The organism is Frankia sp. BMG5.60 (assembly GCF_059428125.1).
Map to the genome: position 1 here is coordinate 6,782,541 of NZ_CM182091.1, position 16,764 is coordinate 6,799,304.

The 16,764-nt window shown below is 72.8% G+C and carries 14 protein-coding genes; 11 read left to right on the forward strand and 3 right to left on the reverse strand.

The features are described from left to right. Positions 1-455: 455 nt before the first annotated feature. From ctaE to qcrB, 4 genes are read left to right on the forward strand one after another with little or no spacing between them, the layout of a single operon-like run. Entirely contained in the window at positions 456-1,094 is a 639-nt protein-coding gene (gene ctaE / locus AC5R91_RS27835) for an aa3-type cytochrome oxidase subunit III (protein WP_041939639.1), read from the forward strand. A 5-nt stretch (positions 1,095-1,099) separates the two neighbouring features. Beyond that, the gene (gene qcrC, locus AC5R91_RS27840; RefSeq protein ID WP_495394240.1) at positions 1,100-1,993 is read left to right on the forward strand and encodes a cytochrome bc1 complex diheme cytochrome c subunit; all 894 of its coding nucleotides are present in this window, start codon (positions 1,100-1,102) and stop codon (positions 1,991-1,993) included. Then, entirely contained in the window at positions 1,990-3,321 is a 1,332-nt protein-coding gene (gene qcrA / locus AC5R91_RS27845; protein ID WP_495394241.1) for a cytochrome bc1 complex Rieske iron-sulfur subunit, read from the forward strand. The genes qcrC and qcrA overlap by 4 nt, the downstream gene beginning before the upstream one ends. After that, a complete protein-coding gene (qcrB, locus tag AC5R91_RS27850) occupies positions 3,318-4,925 on the forward strand; it encodes a cytochrome bc1 complex cytochrome b subunit (RefSeq protein ID WP_495394242.1) in 1,608 nt (535 codons plus the stop codon). The genes qcrA and qcrB overlap by 4 nt, the downstream gene beginning before the upstream one ends. A gap of 142 nt (positions 4,926-5,067) precedes the next feature. On the opposite strand, the gene AC5R91_RS27855 is transcribed toward qcrB, so the two are convergent. Continuing rightward, positions 5,068-6,828 (reverse strand): DEDD exonuclease domain-containing protein, encoded by a 1,761-nt coding sequence (locus AC5R91_RS27855; protein ID WP_495398077.1) that lies wholly within the window; start codon positions 6,826-6,828, stop codon positions 5,068-5,070. Positions 6,829-7,166: 338 nt separating this feature from the next. Between AC5R91_RS27855 and AC5R91_RS27860 the strand changes: the two genes are divergently transcribed. Together AC5R91_RS27860 and AC5R91_RS27865 are read left to right on the forward strand one after the other, a co-directional pair. Further along, positions 7,167-7,580 carry a VOC family protein gene (locus tag AC5R91_RS27860; protein ID WP_495394243.1) on the forward strand — a complete coding sequence of 138 codons (414 nt, stop codon included), beginning with the start codon at positions 7,167-7,169 and terminating at the stop codon, positions 7,578-7,580. 79 nt (positions 7,581-7,659) lie between these two features. Then, positions 7,660-8,055, forward strand: coding sequence for an HIT family protein (locus tag AC5R91_RS27865; protein ID WP_495394244.1), 396 nt, complete (start codon positions 7,660-7,662; stop codon positions 8,053-8,055). A 62-nt stretch (positions 8,056-8,117) separates the two neighbouring features. On the opposite strand, the gene AC5R91_RS27870 is transcribed toward AC5R91_RS27865, so the two are convergent. Continuing rightward, positions 8,118-9,527: a DUF4352 domain-containing protein gene (locus AC5R91_RS27870; protein ID WP_495394245.1), complete on the reverse strand. Its 1,410-nt coding sequence runs from the start codon at positions 9,525-9,527 to the stop codon at positions 8,118-8,120. Positions 9,528-10,019: 492 nt separating this feature from the next. On the opposite strand from AC5R91_RS27870, the gene AC5R91_RS27875 reads away from it, so the two are divergent. The 3 genes from AC5R91_RS27875 to AC5R91_RS27885 all read left to right on the forward strand — a co-directional run bounded on the left by AC5R91_RS27875 (position 10,020) and on the right by AC5R91_RS27885 (position 13,250). Further along, positions 10,020-11,330, forward strand: a complete 1,311-nt coding sequence (locus AC5R91_RS27875; protein WP_495394246.1) for an NYN domain-containing protein — start codon at positions 10,020-10,022, stop codon at positions 11,328-11,330. A gap of 357 nt (positions 11,331-11,687) precedes the next feature. Then, positions 11,688-11,924 carry a hypothetical protein gene (locus AC5R91_RS27880; RefSeq protein WP_495394248.1) on the forward strand — a complete coding sequence of 79 codons (237 nt, stop codon included), beginning with the start codon at positions 11,688-11,690 and terminating at the stop codon, positions 11,922-11,924. Between the two features lie 189 nt (positions 11,925-12,113). Then, positions 12,114-13,250 carry a glycosyltransferase family 4 protein gene (locus AC5R91_RS27885; RefSeq protein ID WP_495394249.1) on the forward strand — a complete coding sequence of 379 codons (1,137 nt, stop codon included), beginning with the start codon at positions 12,114-12,116 and terminating at the stop codon, positions 13,248-13,250. A gap of 46 nt (positions 13,251-13,296) precedes the next feature. Here AC5R91_RS27885 and AC5R91_RS27890 read toward each other — a convergent pair whose 3' ends face one another. Further along, the gene (locus AC5R91_RS27890) at positions 13,297-15,102 is read right to left on the reverse strand and encodes an AMP-dependent synthetase/ligase (protein WP_495394250.1); all 1,806 of its coding nucleotides are present in this window, start codon (positions 15,100-15,102) and stop codon (positions 13,297-13,299) included. Positions 15,103-15,403: 301 nt separating this feature from the next. On the opposite strand from AC5R91_RS27890, the gene AC5R91_RS27895 reads away from it, so the two are divergent. Together AC5R91_RS27895 and AC5R91_RS27900 are read left to right on the forward strand one after the other, a co-directional pair. Then, positions 15,404-16,171: a metallophosphoesterase family protein gene (locus AC5R91_RS27895; RefSeq protein ID WP_495394251.1), complete on the forward strand. Its 768-nt coding sequence runs from the start codon at positions 15,404-15,406 to the stop codon at positions 16,169-16,171. 153 nt (positions 16,172-16,324) lie between these two features. Further along, entirely contained in the window at positions 16,325-16,759 is a 435-nt protein-coding gene (locus tag AC5R91_RS27900) for an SRPBCC family protein (protein ID WP_009742916.1), read from the forward strand. Positions 16,760-16,764: the final 5 nt, after the last annotated feature.

Here is a 16,764-nt window from a genome sequence, read left to right on the forward strand (position 1 = left end):
TCTCGACCTGCCGTTCGCGCGTCCCGACCTGCCCCTCGCGCGTCTCGACCTGCACCTCGATCGACCCTGACCCGCCCGCCGTCGGTGGCCGCCCGGGTGCTCGCGGCGCCCGGAAGGCAGGCTGACCTGCCGTTTCGATCGGTTGCGGTGGTCGCGCGGCGCGCGGACGGCCATGTGGGCCGGGCCGTCCGGCCCGGCTCCACCATGCCGGGCGGCCCGGCTCCTGAGGTGGACGTCCGACGGGTGAGGCACGCAACATCGGCCGAAAGGGCGCCGGTAGTCATGGTTTTTTCGACCCCCGCCGCAGCGGCCCGAGGACCTGCGGTTTCCGCTGCGGCGCAGCGATTTGTGCGGTGGGTGGGGTGGTCCGCACGGCGGCTCGGGCCGGTCATCGACGAGTCGTAGTCCTACCGAACGTCGAACCTACGGTGGCGCCTGGAGCGTCGCGTGCCAGAATGACCGTCGTGGCCTCAGCCCCCGTCCTCGAGAAGGCTCCTCCACCACACCCGACGGCCAACCGTCCCTCGATGGTCTCGGTCGGCACGGTCGTGTGGCTGTCGTCGGAGCTGATGTTCTTCGCGTCCCTGTTCGCGATGTACTTCACGATCCGTTCGGTCAACAGCGGCAACTGGCCGCCCGTGACGGGTGATCCCGCCGGTTCCGAACACGGGCCCGTGGAGCTGCACGTCGGGTACGCGCTGTTCTTCACCGTGATCCTGGTGCTGTCCAGCGTCACCTGCCAGCTCGGGGTGTTCGCCGCCGAGCGCGGTGACGTCCACGGACTGCGGCGCTGGTACCTGGCATCGTTGATCATGGGCCTCGTCTTCGTTGGCGGCCAGGCGAACGAGTACTTCGGCGAAAACAAGTTCACGATGGCGTCGCACGCCTACGGCTCGGTGTACTACCTGACCACCGGGTTCCACGGGCTCCACGTCATCGGTGGTCTCGTCGCCTTCGTCATGGTGCTGGGCCGATCGACGTTTGGGCGCTTCACGCCGGAGAAGGCGACATCGGCGATCGTCGTGTCGTACTACTGGCACTTCGTCGACGTCGTCTGGATCGCCCTGTTCGCGACCATCTACCTCCTCCAGTGAGCGACATGACTGAAACCTCGGGCACACCGTCGGACATGCCGTCGGAAACCTCGTCGGACGCCGCGCCGAGCGAGGGCGCGACGCCGGTCGCCGCCACGAAGCGGTCCGCGCGCAAGCGTGGTCCTGCCGCGCGCCGGCGCCGGAGATCCTCCGCTCTCGTCCTCGCGCTCGGCCTGCTGGCCACCGGGGTGCTGTGGACGATGCTGGCTCCCACGGGCAACGCCGCGCAGACGGCGGACGCCAACGAGGCCGTCCGGCAGGGCCGCGCCCTGTATCTGCAGGGCTGCTCGACCTGCCACGGCCTCGGCGCCCAGGGCTCGAACACCGGTCCCAGCCTCGTCGGCGTCGGCGCCGCCGCGGTGGACTTCCAGGTCTCGACCGGGCGCATGCCGCTGGCCGCCCCGGCCGCGCAGGCCGACCGCAAGCCGCCGATCTACTCGGCGACGCAGATCGACCAGCTCGCCGCGTACGTCGCGAGCCTCGGTGGTGGCCCGGAGGTGCCCAAGGTCACCGACCAGGCCCTCAGCGACGCCGACCTGTCCCACGGCGGCGAGCTCTACCGTGCCAACTGCGCGCAGTGCCACCAGGCCGTCGCCCAGGGTGCTCCGCTGACCTACGGCAAGTTCGCGCCCTCGCTGAGCGAGTCCACCCCGACGCAGATCGTCGAGGCCATGCGCACGGGGCCGGAGTCCATGCCGGTCTTCGGAGACCGTCAGATCAACGAAGAGGACGCCGTCGCCGTGGCGGCCTACGTCAAGCACCTGACCGATACCAAGAGCCCCGGTGGTTTCAGTCTCGGTAAGTACGGTCCGGTGCCCGAAGGGTTGCTGGCCATGCTGGTAGGCATTGGTGGCCTGCTCGTCGTGTGCCTGTGGATCGGAGCGAGGCAGAAGGTATGAGTGACCAGACGGGCCCGGGGACGCCGGGGCCGGCGGGCTCGGGCGGAGGGGACCAGCCGGGCGACTCCGCCCAGGAACGCGTGCACTACGCGGGCTACCAGGGTGAACCGGCAGACAAGTCGGACCAGGATTCGATGAGCAGCATCTTCAAGCGGGCCAAGCACCCTGTTGACACGTCGGGCGCCGCCGCCGGGGGGTCGGGGATCTCGGCCGGTGGACCGGACGTCCCGGCCGGCACCTCCGACGGCCCGGAGGCCCTGGGCACCCCGCCGCACCAGACGGACTCCACCCGCGATCCCGAGACCACGGTGATGCGGACCGGCGACGCCGGGGTGGCGCAGCCGTCCTACGGCACGCACGCCGGCGGTGGCGGGGTCACCGTCCGCCCGCCGCGCGCCGAGGACGTCGACCGCCGCGCCGAGCGGCGGGCGGAGCGGCTGATCGCCTGCTGGTTCCTGATCTCGGTGGTCGGCACCGTCGGCTTCGTCATCACGAACTTCGTCGGTGACAAGCACCAGGCGTACTACACGCCGTGCCTCGGCTCGGCGCTCGGCCTGGCCGTCGGCGGCCTCGGCATCGGCATGATCCTGTGGGCCAAGCGGCTGATGCCGCACGAGCAGGCCGTCCAGGAGCGCCACGAGTTCACCTCCGCCAAGGAGGAGATCGCGGTCACCGAGGCGGAGATCACCGCCGGCTTCGCCGACACCGGTCTCGCCCGCTTCCCGCTGCTGCGCCGCACCCTGCTGGGGGCCGGCACCGTGCTCGGCGGACTGATCGTGGTGCCGCTGCTCAACCTGACCAACTCCAAGCCGGGCAAGAAGCTCGACCACACCTCCTGGGTGAAGGGCGCGCGCCTGGTCACCGAGGACGGCCGCCTGGTCAAGCTCGGCGACATCTCCATCGGCGGCATCGAGACCGTCTTCCCGGCCATCCCGGTGACCGAGTCGGACGGCACGACCACCTACAAGCCGAAGACCGACGTGCACACCAAGGCGGACAGCACCACGCTGCTCATCCGGCTGCCACCGGGGGTGGACCGGCCGCGCAAGGGGCGGGAGAACTGGTCCGTCGACGGTCACGTCGCCTACTCCAAGATCTGCTCACACGCCGGTTGCCCGGTGAGCCTGTACGAGCAGCAGACCCACCACCTGCTCTGCCCCTGCCACCAGTCGGTCTTCGACGTGCTGGACGGCTGCCGGGCGATCTTCGGTCCGGCCAGCCGGTCGCTGCCGCAGTTGGCGATCGCCGTGGACGACGACGGATTCCTGTACGCCCGCAACGGTGACTACGACGAGCCGGTCGGTGCCGCCTTCTGGGAGCGCTCATGACAACCGCATCCCCACCGGAGTTCGTCAAGCGGCCGACCCCGGTCCGCAAGGCCAACCGCGCCATCGACGAGCGGTTCGGCACCCAGGCCGGGCTGCGGCGCAACCTGAACAAGGTCTTCCCCGACCACTGGTCGTTCATGATCGGGGAGATCGCGCTCTACAGTTTCATCGTCCTGTTGCTCACGGGCATCTACCTCACGCTGTTCTTCGACCCGTCGAACACCGAGGTCATCTACAACGGCTCCTACGTCCCGCTCAAGGGCGTGGAGATGAGCCGGGCGTACGCCTCGACGCTGGACATCAGCTTCGACACCCGGGCCGGACTGGTGTTCCGCCAGATCCACCACTGGGCCGCGCTGGTCTTCGTCGCGTCGATCGTCGTCCACCTGTTCCGGGTGTTCTTCACCGGCGCCTACCGCAAGCCGCGCGAGGTCAACTGGCTGATCGGGGTCGGCCTGCTGATCCTCGCCATCCTCGAGGGCTTCGCCGGCTACTCGCTGCCGGACGACCTGCTCTCCGGCACCGGTCTGCGGATCGCCGCCTCGATCGCCCAGTCCATCCCGATCATCGGGACGTGGGCGTCGTTCCTGGTGTTCAACGGCGAGTTTCCGGGCGACAACTTCCTGCCCCGGCTCTACGTGATCCACATTCTGCTGGTGCCCGGGGTACTGCTCGCCCTCATCGGCGCGCACATGGGCATCCTGTGGCACCAGAAGCACACGGACTTCCCCGGTCCGGGCAAGACCGAGCACAACGTCGTCGGCCACCGGGTGTTCCCGGTGTTCGCGGTGAAGTCCGGCGGGTTCTTCATGATGGTCTTCGCGATGCTCGCCCTGCTCGGCGGCCTCGCGCAGATCAACCCGATCTGGATGTTCGGTCCGTACGACCCGTCGAAGGTCTCCTCGGCGTCCCAGCCCGACTGGTACATCGGCTTCCTCGACGGCTCGACCCGACTGATGCCACCGTGGGAGTTCCGCGGTCTCGGCCATACCGTCCCGGCCGTGTTCTGGCCGACGGCGGTCCTGCCCGGCATCCTGTTCACGCTGCTGGCGCTCTACCCGTTCCTGGAAGCCAGGTTCACCGGCGACACCAAGTCGTACAACCTGCTCCAGCGGCCACGGGAGGCGCCGACCAGGACCGCGCTCGGCGCGATGTCGATCAGCTTCTACCTGGTCCTGTGGATCTCGGGTGGTAACGACGTCATCGCGAAGACGTTCAGCATCTCGCTGAACGCGATGACGTGGGCCGGCCGTATCGGCCTGATTATCGTCCCGCCGATTGCGTACGCGATCACCAAGAAGATCTGCCTCGCCCTGCAGGCGAAGGACGCCGAGGTCGAGCACCACGGCATCGAGACCGGCATCATCCGCCAGCTCCCCAGCGGGGAGTTCGTGGAGGATCACCGGCCGAAGCCGACCCCGGTACCCGATCACCCGCTGGTCACGAACGACCGGTTCGCGCTGCCGTCGGCGAACGGCCACGGGGAGGGCGAGGGCAAGGGCCTCGCCCGCCGTGCCGGCAAGGCCGTGAGCGGCTTCTTCGTCGAGGAGAAGGAGACCGGTCCGGGCGGTCCGAGCGCACCGGTCGGCGGCGGCAAGCACTGACGCAGGCATCGACCCTTCAGCGCTGAGCTGACACCGGCCGCGGGGCCGGTCCGCCGAACAGGCGGGCCGGCCCCGCGGCCTTTGCCGCGCCTCCCGGCCCGCCGGGGCGGTCAGCGGCGGCGACGGGTGGCAGCGGGGGTGGTCAGCGGCGGGGGCGCTGGCCCTCGGCGCGCCGGCCGGCCGCCTGCTCCGGGCTGTCGGGAGAGCGGTGCACGTCGGCGTAGCGCAGCGCGTCGCGGATGGCACCCGCCGCCGGCCAGCTCCACTCGCCGTCGAGGCGCACGAGCCGCACGCCGGAACCGGCCAGCCAGCGGGCGATCCGCTCGGTCTCCTCGACGGAGGCGCACGGCGCGGGGCCCGGCTGTGGTTGCACCGTCTCGGCGCTGGCGACCGCGGCGTCGACCCAGGGCCGCGGGTCGATGCCGGGGGCCACGGTCACCGCGGACACCAACCGGCCGTGACGGACCACGGCCAGGTCCCAGCCGGCCTGCGCGGTCGGCGCCGCCGCGACGAGCTGCGGGATGCGGGTCAGCGCTGCCAGCCGCTGACCGCGGGCCGCGGCGCGGACGAACGACACCATCCGGTCGCGGTGGACGGCCGCCTCCTCGTAGCGCCGGTCGCCGGCCAGGCGGTCGATGTGGCGGGTCGACGCCGCGATGACCGGCCCCGGATCGCCCGTGATGGCCGCCCGGGCGGCGGCGACGTGGCGGGCGTAGGCGGCGACCTCCTCCCGGCCGTCGCAGGGCGCCCCGCACCTGCCCAGGTCCGCCAGGGCGCAGGCGGGACGGCGGGCGCGTGGCGAGAGCCGGCCGGTGCACTGGCGCAGCGGCACCGCGGCGAGCAGCGCGTCGGCGGCGTCGTCGGCGCCGCGGGTGCTGGCGAACGGACCGAGGTAGGTCGCCTCGTCCCGGGCGGCGCGCACCCGGGACAGCCGGGGAAACGGCTCGTCGGTGAGCTTGAGGTAGACGGTGCGCTCCGGGAAGCGGGAGCGGCGGTTGTACGGCGGTTTGTGCTCCGCGATCAGCCGCAGCTCCCGCACCTCGGCCTCCAGGGCGTGCGCGCAGCCGATGGCGTCCACCCGCTCGGCCAGCGCCACCATCTCGGCCATCCGAGTGCGGGGCTCGCTCGCCGTGAAGTACGTGCGCACCCGGGACCGGACCGAACGCGAGGTGCCGACGTAGAGGGCCCGCCCGTCGGCGTCCCGGAAGATGTAGACGCCCGGACCGGTCGGCAGCGCGTCAGCGAGGTGCCGCTTGCGTCGCTGGGCCGGGGAGACCCGGGCGCTGTACTCGTGCAGCTCCTCCAGCGTGCGCACGCCGGCGTTGCCGAGCCGCTCGAACAGCCCGTGCAGCACGTCCACCGTGGCCCGGGCGTCGGCCAGCGCGCGGTGGCAGGGCTCGGTCGAGCTGCGGAACAGCCGGGCCAGCGAGGCGAGCCGGCAGTCGGGGGCCTCGTCGCGGCTGACCAGCCGCCGCGCGATGCGCAGGGTGTCGAGATGCTCCCAGGCGGGCGGCGGGTAGCCGCAGCGCTGCGCCGCCGCCCGAAGGAAGCCGAGGTCGAACGGCGCGTTGTGGGCGACCAGCACCGCACCGCGGGCGAACTCGAGGAACGTCGGCACCACCTCCGCCTCCGCGGGGGCCGTCGCCACCATCGCGTCGGTGATCCCGGTGATCACCGAGACCATCGGCGGGATGCCCACGCTCGGGCGGACCAGGGTGGACATCTCCGCGAGCACCTCGCCGCCGCGCACCCGCACCGCGCCGATCTCGGTGATCTCACCGGTCGCCACCGAGGTCCCCGTCGTCTCCAGGTCGACCACGACGAACGTCAGATCGGACAGCGGCCGGCCGAGGTCGTCGAGGCTGGTCTGGCGGTGCGCGGGGACGCCACCGGCCACGCCCACGCCAGCGGGGGCGGCGCGGGGCCGAGGGGACTCGACAGCCGGGCTGGCCGCCCGCGCCAGGCCGGCGTGAAGACCGGGGCCGGCGCCGGAGCGGTCGGCGGGGGAGTGGTCGGTGGGGGCGGGGTCCGGGCGCACGGCGTCACGGTAAGCCCCGCCGCCGACAGTTTTGCCATGGGTCGGGTTCCGCACTCGGGACGCGGGAGGCGGGGGAGGCGTCGGCAGGGACGTGGTGGGTCCCGCTGCGGGTGTCATTGTGGTCCCGTCGGGGCTCTCCCGCGCCCCTTGTGGCGCCACGCCGGAGACACGCGGCGGCCACTCGGCAGGCCAACCCGCCTGGAATGCGAAATCATGCGCAGGTGGCGTGGTTTGAAACGAACGGCATTCGGGTGGGGCGGGTCGCAGTGGACTGCGCGAACGTGGACGTGATGGTGCGCTTCTGGTCCGCTGCGCTGGGTTACGAGGTGGACCGGCGCGACGACGACGCGGCACTGCTGCGTCATCCCGCCGGGGCGGGGCCGAAGCTGTTGCTGCGGCCGGGAGCCCGCGGCGGCGGCGGTCCCAGCCGGCTGCATCTCGACCTCTACGCGGTCGACGCCGAGCGGGTCATCGGCTGGTTGTCGACCCTCGGTGCCCGCCGGGTCTCCCGGTACGACGACGACGGGGAGCGCGGGTACGTCCTGTCCGATCCGGAGGGCAACGAGTTCCGGGTGATGACGGCCGGACCGACCGGCTTCGCCCGGCCCTTCGTCTGATGACCGGTCCACTGATTGATGGCCGGTCCCCCGATGACCGGTCGGCGGGCTGATGACCGGGTCGATAGGGTCGTGAGCCATGCCGAGCGTCTTTACCCGGATCATCAACGGCGAGCTTCCCGGGCGCATCGTGTACTCCGACGAGTACGCGGTGGCGTTCCTGACGATCGCGCCGATCCGGCCGGGCCACACGCTGGTGGTCCCGCGCGCCGAGATCGACCACTGGATCGACCTGCCCGACGACGTCCAGACGGCGCTGTGGACCGCCGCCGCGACGGTCGGTCGGGCCATCGACGCCGCGTTCCGGCCTCGGCGGGTGGCGGCGCTCGTCGCCGGGCTGGAGGTGCCACACGTGCATGTGCACCTGCTGCCCATCGAGAACGAGACGCAGATCGACTTCACGCTCGCCGACCACGACCCCGACTCGGCCGAGCTCGACGCCGTGGCGCAGCGGATCCGCGCCGCCGTCGGCTGACGCGCGGCCGGGTGGGGTGGAGCCGGCGATGGTCCACCTCACCCGGTGTGCCCGGGGCGGGCTCAGAGCTGGAACGTGGCCGGGCTGACCGCGAACAGCGGCTCCCAGTGCAGCAGGCCGTGCCCGGGCGGCGCGTCGATGACGACGTTGCCACGCACCTTCTGGCCGGCCTTCACCGTCGACGCGGACAGCCGCGGCTCCACGTTGTCGTAGCTGCCGTCGTAGCGCGTCCCGTCCGGGGTCTGGATGTAGAAGTCCGACGGGGAGGCGGACGTGTCCCCGCGGCTCACTTCGACCGTCACGTTGAGCACGTAGTAGGCACCCTGGGTCGGCGGGTCGCCGTACTCGGTCACCTTGCCGGTGGTCGAGCAGACGCTGTTGAGGGTCACCCGTGCCTCGAAGTCGCTGACGGAGGAGTTCGCCTCGCCGACGACGGTCCCCGAGCCGCCGATGGCCGCCGCGCCGGCCCCCGGCGCGCCCTGCGGGGTAACCGCGACGCAGTTCGAGACGCCGATCGGCCCGGTCGCGGTGGCACTCGGCACGGCCGGCGTCGGTCCCGGCAGCCCGGGTGCGCTCAACGACGGTGCCGGTACCGGCGCGGAGAGATCGTTCGAGTCGTCGCCCCCCACCGCGAGCGCGATCACCACCCCGACGACGATCGCGGCGACGACGGCGAGCGGCACGATCACGAACAGCGGGTTGCGGCGCCGCTGCGGCGCAGGGGGCGGGCCGCCCTGCTGCCAGCCGCCGCCCTGCTGCCAGCCGCCGCCCTGCTGCCAGCCACCGGGCGGGTTCTGCTGGTACGGGCCCGGCGCGCCCGGGTAGCCTCCCGGCCCCTGCTGGTACGTCGGGCCACCCTGGTAGGCGCCCGTGCCACCGGGCGGGTAGCCGCCCTGGGGCCACCCGCCCGGTTGTCCCCAGCCCTGCTGGTCCGCGCCCGGCTGCCCCCCACCGGGTTGCCCCCAGCCCTGGTGGTGGTCGGGTGCCTGCTGGCCGACCCCGGGCTGCCCCCAGCCCGGTTGCTCGACGCCGGGCTGCCCCACGCCGGGCTGCGCCACGCCGGGCTGCGCCACGCCGGGCTGCCCCACGTCGGGCTGCCCCCAGCCCGCGGAGCCGCCGCCGGGCTGCTGCGGCGGCGGCCAGGACTGCTCCCCACCGGGACGCGATCCTGTCGCCCACGGCTGCCCGGCGGTGGCGGGCCCGGGGGCCTGCGGTCCGCTCGGGGAGGTCCCGCCCGGCGCGGCGGGGGTGTCGGCGGACCAGGCGAACCGGGTCTGCTCGTCGGACTGGTCCGGGGCGGTGCCCCAGGGCGGGGCCGGCGGGGGTGTCGAGCCGGACGGGCCGGACGGGCCGGACGCCGCGCCGCCGCCCGGTGTCTCTGCGGGCTGGTGCCAGGGATTGCTCGGCTGCTTCCACGTCTCCTGGCTCCCGTCACCGCCGGGGGGCTGGCGAGGGGGGTTCTGGTCGGTCACGATGGTCCTCTCCGGCGCAGCCAGGGCCGCGTTTGGAATAAATCGCACGCTGGGGAACGCACCACGCGAGGCTACATAAGCCGGCTTTCCCGTGAGACAATGCCCGCCCCGGCGCGGCTCACCGGTCCTAGATCCCACACCGGTGGTCCGCGTGAGCCCTCTGAGCTCTCTCGATAGGCTGTACCTTCATCGTTCTTCCCGTCGGCTCCGGAGTCCCCACGTGCCTTGCTGTCTGGCCGGTCGGAGGCGCCGTCGGAGACGCGGCCCGTCGGCTTTCCCGCGCCATCCGGACGCTGACGGACATTCCCGCGCGCGGTCTGAACCCGCGTTGCCCGCGTCCGGACCGCGGACCGCCCCGGTCGGTGCTCCGACCACGCCGGGTGACCTCTCCCACCGGCCCGCCGCCGGGATGGTCGGTGCTGCGTCGGTCGTGTCCTCGACGCCGTCCGTCCGGACTGTGTCCGCGGCGGCCGACCCTGCTGGGAGCAGGCGGTGACGGGCCCGCTGCCGACGTCCGTGCGGGAGTACGTCATCGAGCTCGCCGCGCAGACACTCGCCGATCTACCCGAGTCCGACGTGCCGCCGTCGCTCGTCGCGGTGCGCCGGTTCAAGGCGTCCCGGCGGGCGAGGGCGGGCGCGATCCCGCTGGCCGCCGCCGTCGACAACGAGGTGTTTCGCGGCCGCGTCGCCGAATGGATCCGCCGGCACCAGCCGGAGCTGGCCGAGGCCGCCGATTCCGCCGGTGGGCCTCCGCCGGCCGCCCCGCCGGAGAAGGTCGCCGCGGTGGCCTACCTGCTGCGCGTCCCGCACTGGCCCGAGCTGGTCGAGCTGGCCTCGGCCTCGGCCGCGGAGGCGGAGGTCCGCGGTCGGGCCGACGAGGCCGAACGGACGATCCGCCGGCTCACCGAGCAGCTCGCCGCGAACGAGCGCAGCGCCGCCGCTGAGCTGGGGCAGTTGCGTGAGCGCCTCGCGGCGGCCCGCGCCGAGGCGGAGGAGACCCGGCGGCGGCTGCGGGCGTCATCGGATCGGATCCGCCGTGCCGAGCAGGCCGCGCGGGAGTCGGTGGTCGAGGCCGAGACGGCGCGCGACGCGGCACTCACCGCCGGTCGTGACGCCGAGGTCGAGGTGCGCCGGCTGCGTGGTCGGGTCGCCGAGCTGGAGAGCGCCCTGGCCGCCGCGCGGCGGGACTCCCGAGACTCCCGCAGCGTGGACGACGCCCGCATGCGCGTCCTGCTCGACACGCTCATCGCCTCGGCTCACGGTGTGCGCCGCGAACTCGATCTGCCGACGATGGTCGCCCGGCCGGCGGACCTGCTCGCTCGCGGCGGCGACGGGCCGAGCAGCGCGCCGCAGGCGTTCGTCGGGGCTCGCGGGCGGCCCGACGACGATCCGACCCTCATCGACGAGGTGCTCGCCGTGCCCGGCGTGCATCTGATCATCGACGGGTACAACGTGACCAAGCGCGGCTACGGCCGGCTCACCCTGCAGGCACAGCGGGAACGGTTGCTGTCCGGGCTTGGCGCGCTGGCCGGGCGCAACCCGGACAGCGAGGTCACGGTCGTCTTCGACGCGACCGCGGTCGTCGCCCGCCCGGTCGGCGTCACGATGCCCCGGGGGGTTCGGGTGCTGTTCAGCCGTCCCGGCCAGCTCGCCGACGAGGAGATCGTCCGGCTGGTCCGGATGGAGCCCCAGGGCCGGCCGGTCTTCGTCGTCACCTCCGACCGGGAGGTGGCGGAGAACAGCGCCGCGGCCGGCGCACGGGCGGTGCCGTCGGCGGCCCTGCTGGCGCGACTCGACCGTTAGACGATTCCTGCGCCCGGGTGAACCCGCCCCGTCGCCCGATTGCAAAAACCGTACCCAAGCCTCGGCATGATTTGGCCGCGTTCTGGCCGAAACCGGGCCGGCGGGCCGGCGGCTGGCGGGCTGCGGCAGTGGTGGTGCGGAGCAGGAAAGATTGACGAACGACTGCCTGAGGTCACGAAGGCGGTTCGGAACCAGGCCAGGACGGGGGCTCCAGCTCTCCCGGGCATGGGGCGCGCTGGCCCGCCGGCCGCCGAAAATTGTCGGACCCGGGTCCTACCGTCGATCACGTCGGGACATCGGTGCGCGGATTGTGCCGCCGCCGGCCGTCACCGGCCGGACCTCGGGAAGGTGAGTGCGATGCTGATCGACTGCGACTCCTGTGTCGGCCGCGGCGCCCGGTGCGCCGATTGCGTCGTCACCGTCATGTTCGCGGACGGGGGCCTGGCGTGGGACGCGCAGGAGCGCCGCGCGCTTGCTGTGCTGGCCGCCGCCGGCCTGCTGCCGCCGCTGGAGGCGCTGGCCGGCTCGGTGCTCGAGCGCGTGCCCGGCGATGCCGCACGCCCGGCGGCCCGGCCGCCGCGCCGCGCCGGCTGAGCGGCCCGCCGTGTCGAGGCGCAGGTCGACGACCCGCCGCGACGCCCGGTGGCTCCGCCTGGCGGGACTCCTCGCGTGGTGGTGGCGGGCGTGGTGGTGGGGGGGCGTGGTGGAAGCGTAGGCGGCGCGGGCGGGCGCGGGGAGCCAGCCGGGCGGTGACCGCTGGCCGGCGTGGGAGAGCATGGGCGGATGCGCGTCCTGGCCGTCACCAACGACTTCCCGCCGCGACCGGGCGGCATCCAGGCCTACGTGCACAACTTCGCGGCCCGGCTGCCGGCCGGCGAGATCATTGTCTACGCCCCGTCGTGGGAGGGCGCCGCGGCGTTCGACGCCGCGCAGGGCTTCCCGGTCGTGCGCCACCGGACCTCGCTCATGCTGCCGACCCCGGACGTCCTGCGTCGGGCCCGCCAGATCGCCCGGGCGGAGGGCTGCGACACGGTGTGGTTCGGCGCGGCCGCCCCGCTCGCGTTGCTGGGTACGCGGTTGCGCCGGGGCACGGCGGTGCGCCGCGTCGTGGCGAGCACCCACGGGCACGAGGTCGGTTGGGCGGCGCTGCCGGCCGCGCGCCAGGTGCTGCGCCGCATCGGCGCGACCGCGGACGTCGTCACCTACCTCACCGACTACACCCGGACCAGGATCGGGCCCGCGCTCGGCGCCCATCCGGCGCTTGCCCGCCTGCCCAGCGGCGTCGACGCGACGCTGTTCGGCCCAGGCGCCGGGCGGGAGGAGACCCGCCGCCGGTACGGGCTGTCCGGACGGCGGGTGGTGGTGTGCGTGAGCCGGCTGGTCGCCCGCAAGGGGCAGGACATGCTCGTGCGCGCCCTGCCGGCGCTGCGGCGCCGGGTGCCGGAGGCGGCGCTGCTCGTCGTCGGTGGCGGTCCGCACCGCGCGGACCTCGAACGGCTTGCCCGGGACAGCGGCGTGGCCGAGCACGTCACGTTCACCGGTTCGGTGCCGTGGGCGGAGCTGCCCGCGCACTACGCGGCCGGCGACGTGTTCGCGATGCCGTGCCGGTCCCGGCTCGGGGGGTTGGAGGTGGAGGGGCTCGGGATCGTCTACCTGGAGGCGTCGGCCACCGGCCTGCCGGTGGTGGCCGGGAACAGCGGCGGCGCCCCTGACGCGGTGCTTGACCAGCGCACCGGTCTCGTCGTCGACGGGACCGACCTCGGCGCGGTGCAGCGAGCCGTCGGGGACCTGCTCGCCGACCCGGACCGGGCCGCGTCGATGGGCGCCGCCGGGCGGGCGTGGGTCGAGCAGCGCTGGCGCTGGGACGTGCTCGCCGCCGAGCTGCGCTCGCTGCTCGTCGGCCAACCCGGCCCGACCTGAGGGCCCCGCGGCCGGGGCACGGCGCCCTCAGGGGCCGCCCGGTGCCTCAGGGGCGGCGCGCGCCGGCGTAGAGGCCCTCGACGGCGCTGCCGAAGCGGTCCATCACCAGCGAGCGGCGGACCTTCAGGCTCGGGGTCAGCTCCCCGGTCTCGACGGTGAAGTCCTGCGGCAGGATCACGAACTTCTTGATGCCCTCGGCCTGCGACACCGTCGCGTTCGCCGCGTCGATCGCCTGCTGCACCTCGGCGCGCAGGCCGGCGTCGTCGACGAGGTCCGCGACGCTCGCCCCGGCCGGCTTTCCGGCGCCGTCGCGCCAGCGCTCGAACGCCTCCGGGTCCATGGTGACCAGCGCGGCGATGAACGGGCGCTGGTCGCCGACGAGCATCGCCTGGCTGACCAGCGGGTGGGACTGGATCACGTGCTCCAGCGGGGCCGGCGCGACGTTCTTGCCGCCGGCGGTCACCAGCAGTTCCTTCTTCCGGCCGGTGATCCGCAGGTAGCCGTCGTCGTCGAGTGAGCCGAGGTCGCCCGTATGCAGGAAGCCCTCGGCGTCGAGCGCCTCCTTCGTCGCGGTCTCGTTGTGGTGGTAGGCGCGGAACAACAGCTCGCCCCGGATGAGGATCTCCCCATCGTCGGCGATCCGGATCGTCACCCCCGGAAGGGGCTGCCCGACGGTGCCCATCCGCACCGAGTGCGGGCGGTTCGCCGCCGCCGGTGCCGAGGTCTCCGTCAGGCCGTAGCCCTCCACCACGGTGAAGCCGATGCCGCGGAAGAAATGGCCGAGCCGCGGGCCCAGCGGTGCCCCGCCGCTGATCGCGTACCGGGCCCGCCCACCCAGCGCCGCCTGCAGCTTGCCATACACCAGGGCGGCGAACAGCCGGTGCCGCAGCCGCAGCAGCAGCCCGGGGCCGCCGCGGTCGAGGGCCTCGCTGTAGGCCACGGCGGTGTTCTCGGCCGCGTCGAAGATGCGGCCCTTGCCCTCGTCGTGCGCCTTGAGCCGCGCGCCGGCGTGCACCTTCTCGAAGACCCGGGGGACGGCGAGCAGGAAGCTGGGCCGCACCTTGGCCAGGTCCGGCAGCAGGGTGCGCGAGTCCGGGGTGTAGGCGAGCTCGAAGGCCCCCTGTACCAGGCCCACCTGCAGCATCCGGGCGAACACGTGGGCCAGCGGCAGGAACAGCAGCGTGGAGCAGCCCGGCGCGAACACCTCCGGCAGCATGGCGATGGACGACTCGGCGGTGAACAGCAGCGCCCGGTGGGTGATCTCGCAGCCCTTCGGCTGCGCCGTGGTGCCGGAGGTGTAGATGATCGTCGCGAGACTGTCGGCACCGAGGGACGCGCGCGCCGCGGCCAGCCGGTCCTCGTCGACGCCGGCGCCGTCCGCGGCGAGGGTGGCCAGCGCGCCGTCGGAGAGGACGAGCACGTCGCGCAGGGCTGGCGCCTCGCCGCGGACCTGCTCGACCCGCGCGGCGAGCTCGGCGTTCTCGACGACGAGCAGTTCGATCCCCGCATCCCGGAGGATCCATTCGATCTGGCTCGGGCTGGACGTCTCGTAGATCGGTACGCAGACGGCGCCGACCGCCCAGGCGGCGTAGTCGACCACGGTCCACTCGAAGCGGGTGTGGCTGAGGATCCCCACCCGTCCACCGGTTTCCACCCCGCGCGCGATGAGTCCCCGGGCGGTGGCCACCACGTGGTCGTGGAACTCGCGGGTCGTCATCCCGACAAACTCTTCGGCCACCTTGTGGCGAATGAGGATTTTGTCCGGATGGGCGGCGGCATGCCGGAACACCGCGTCCGTCAGTGTCGCATTGTCCTCGATGGTGACCAGGGGCGCAGAGGTGTACTCCCGCACTGCTTACTCCTACCAGGTGCTCTCGTGCGTCCTACCGGATGCCCTCGGGCGCCCGCCGGATGACGAGGCCGCCGAACGGCGGATGACCGTTCAGGGCACCAGACGTTAGCGGGCGGGCCGGATGCTGGCGACCGTGCGGCCGACGATGGCGGGGCGCGACCCGTCCGCGTACGGATGGTGGCTGCTCGCGACGGGGGTGTCGCCCGCTCGCGGCGCGGGTGTCGCACGGCACCACGGTGCCGGCCGACCGACCTGTCCGGACCGGGCCGGATGTCCCTCGCCGCCGCCTAAGCTTCCTGGTATGCGGGTCCACGTGGTGAGCGACGTGCACGGACGGGCGGACGCGCTGCCCGCCGCCGCCGAGGGCGCCGACGTCTTCATCTGCCTCGGTGACCTCATCCTGTTCATCGACTACCGCGACCACAGCCGGGGGATCATGGGTGATCTGTTCGGCGCCGAGGCCGTCGGCCGGATGGTGGAGCTGCGCACCGCGCAGCGCTTCGACGAGGCGCGGGAGTGGTCGCGCTCGCTGTGGGCACGTCTCGACGGCGACCGAGCCGAGATCGTCGAGGCGGCGATCCGCCGGCAGTACGAGCGGCTGTTCGCCGCCTTCCCCACCCCGACCTACCTGACGTTCGGCAACGTCGACCTGCCCCACCTCTACCCCGACTACCTGCGCGACGGCATCACCCTGCTGGACGGGCAGACCACAACGATCGGCGGCTGGCGGTTCGGCTTCGTCGGCGGCGGGCTGCGGACGCCGATGCACACGCCGTACGAGATCGACGACGACGTCTACGCCGCGAAGGTGGCCGCCATCGGCGAGGTGGACGTTCTGTGCTGCCACATTCCCCCGCATCTGCCGGAGCTGGTCTATGACGTCCAGGCCCGGCGCTTCGAGCGGGGCAGCGTCGCGATCCTCGAGGCGATTCACGCCACCCGGCCGCGCTACGTGCTCTTCGGGCACGTTCATCAGCCCCTCACCAGCAGTCTGGAGATCGACGGAACGCGTTGCGTGAACGTCGGTCATTTCAACGCCCGAGGTACCCCGTTCGTCCTCGAGTGGTAGCCAGCCGCTGGGCGAGATGTGGCCCAGGTTCCGGTAGCCTCAGGCGATCGGTCGGGGAATGATCCGGGATCCCGGAGAGATCCGGGTTGCCGGTGGGCCGGCGACGCCGTGCTCCTTCAGACGCGCTTGACGAATGTGGAGGTGCTGCTCTCCATGGCGGACCACGCCCGATCGACCATCGTCATCAACGCCAGGCCCGCCGCGGTGATGGGGGCGATCGCCGACATCCCCGCGTACCCGACCTGGGTCGGCCAGATCGAGGAAGCCGAGGTGCTCGACGTCGGCCCGGACGGCCGGCCCCGGCGCGCCCGTTTCCGGATCAACGCCGTCGTCGTCAAGGACGAGTTCGTCAACGAGTACGTCTGGTCCGACGACGTCCAGGTCACCTGGTCCATGGTCGAGGGGCAGGCGATGTCGTCGCAGGACGGTAGCTACACCCTGCGCGACCTCGGTGACGGCACCACCGAGGTCACCTACGACCTCACCGCCGAAACCAAGATCAAAATTCCGGGCCTGCTCCGGCGGAAAGTACAGAGCGGCATCGTGGATGCCGCTCTCAAGGACCTCAAGAAGCACGTGGAGAGCTGAGCGCA

What these genes read in the sequence shown, in the direction of transcription:
- ctaE (WP_041939639.1), top strand. Translation starts at nt 456, where the DNA reads ATGACCGTCGTGGCCTCAGCCCCCGTCCTCGAGAAGGCTCCTCCACCA.
- qcrC (WP_495394240.1), top strand. Translation starts at nt 1,100, where the DNA reads ATGACTGAAACCTCGGGCACACCGTCGGACATGCCGTCGGAAACCTCG.
- qcrA (WP_495394241.1), top strand. Translation starts at nt 1,990, where the DNA reads ATGAGTGACCAGACGGGCCCGGGGACGCCGGGGCCGGCGGGCTCGGGC.
- qcrB (WP_495394242.1), top strand. Translation starts at nt 3,318, where the DNA reads ATGACAACCGCATCCCCACCGGAGTTCGTCAAGCGGCCGACCCCGGTC.
- AC5R91_RS27860 (WP_495394243.1), top strand. Translation starts at nt 7,167, where the DNA reads ATGCGAAATCATGCGCAGGTGGCGTGGTTTGAAACGAACGGCATTCGG.
- AC5R91_RS27865 (WP_495394244.1), top strand. Translation starts at nt 7,660, where the DNA reads ATGCCGAGCGTCTTTACCCGGATCATCAACGGCGAGCTTCCCGGGCGC.
- AC5R91_RS27880 (WP_495394248.1), top strand. Translation starts at nt 11,688, where the DNA reads ATGCTGATCGACTGCGACTCCTGTGTCGGCCGCGGCGCCCGGTGCGCC.
- AC5R91_RS27885 (WP_495394249.1), top strand. Translation starts at nt 12,114, where the DNA reads ATGCGCGTCCTGGCCGTCACCAACGACTTCCCGCCGCGACCGGGCGGC.
- AC5R91_RS27895 (WP_495394251.1), top strand. Translation starts at nt 15,404, where the DNA reads ATGCGGGTCCACGTGGTGAGCGACGTGCACGGACGGGCGGACGCGCTG.
- AC5R91_RS27900 (WP_009742916.1), top strand. Translation starts at nt 16,325, where the DNA reads ATGGCGGACCACGCCCGATCGACCATCGTCATCAACGCCAGGCCCGCC.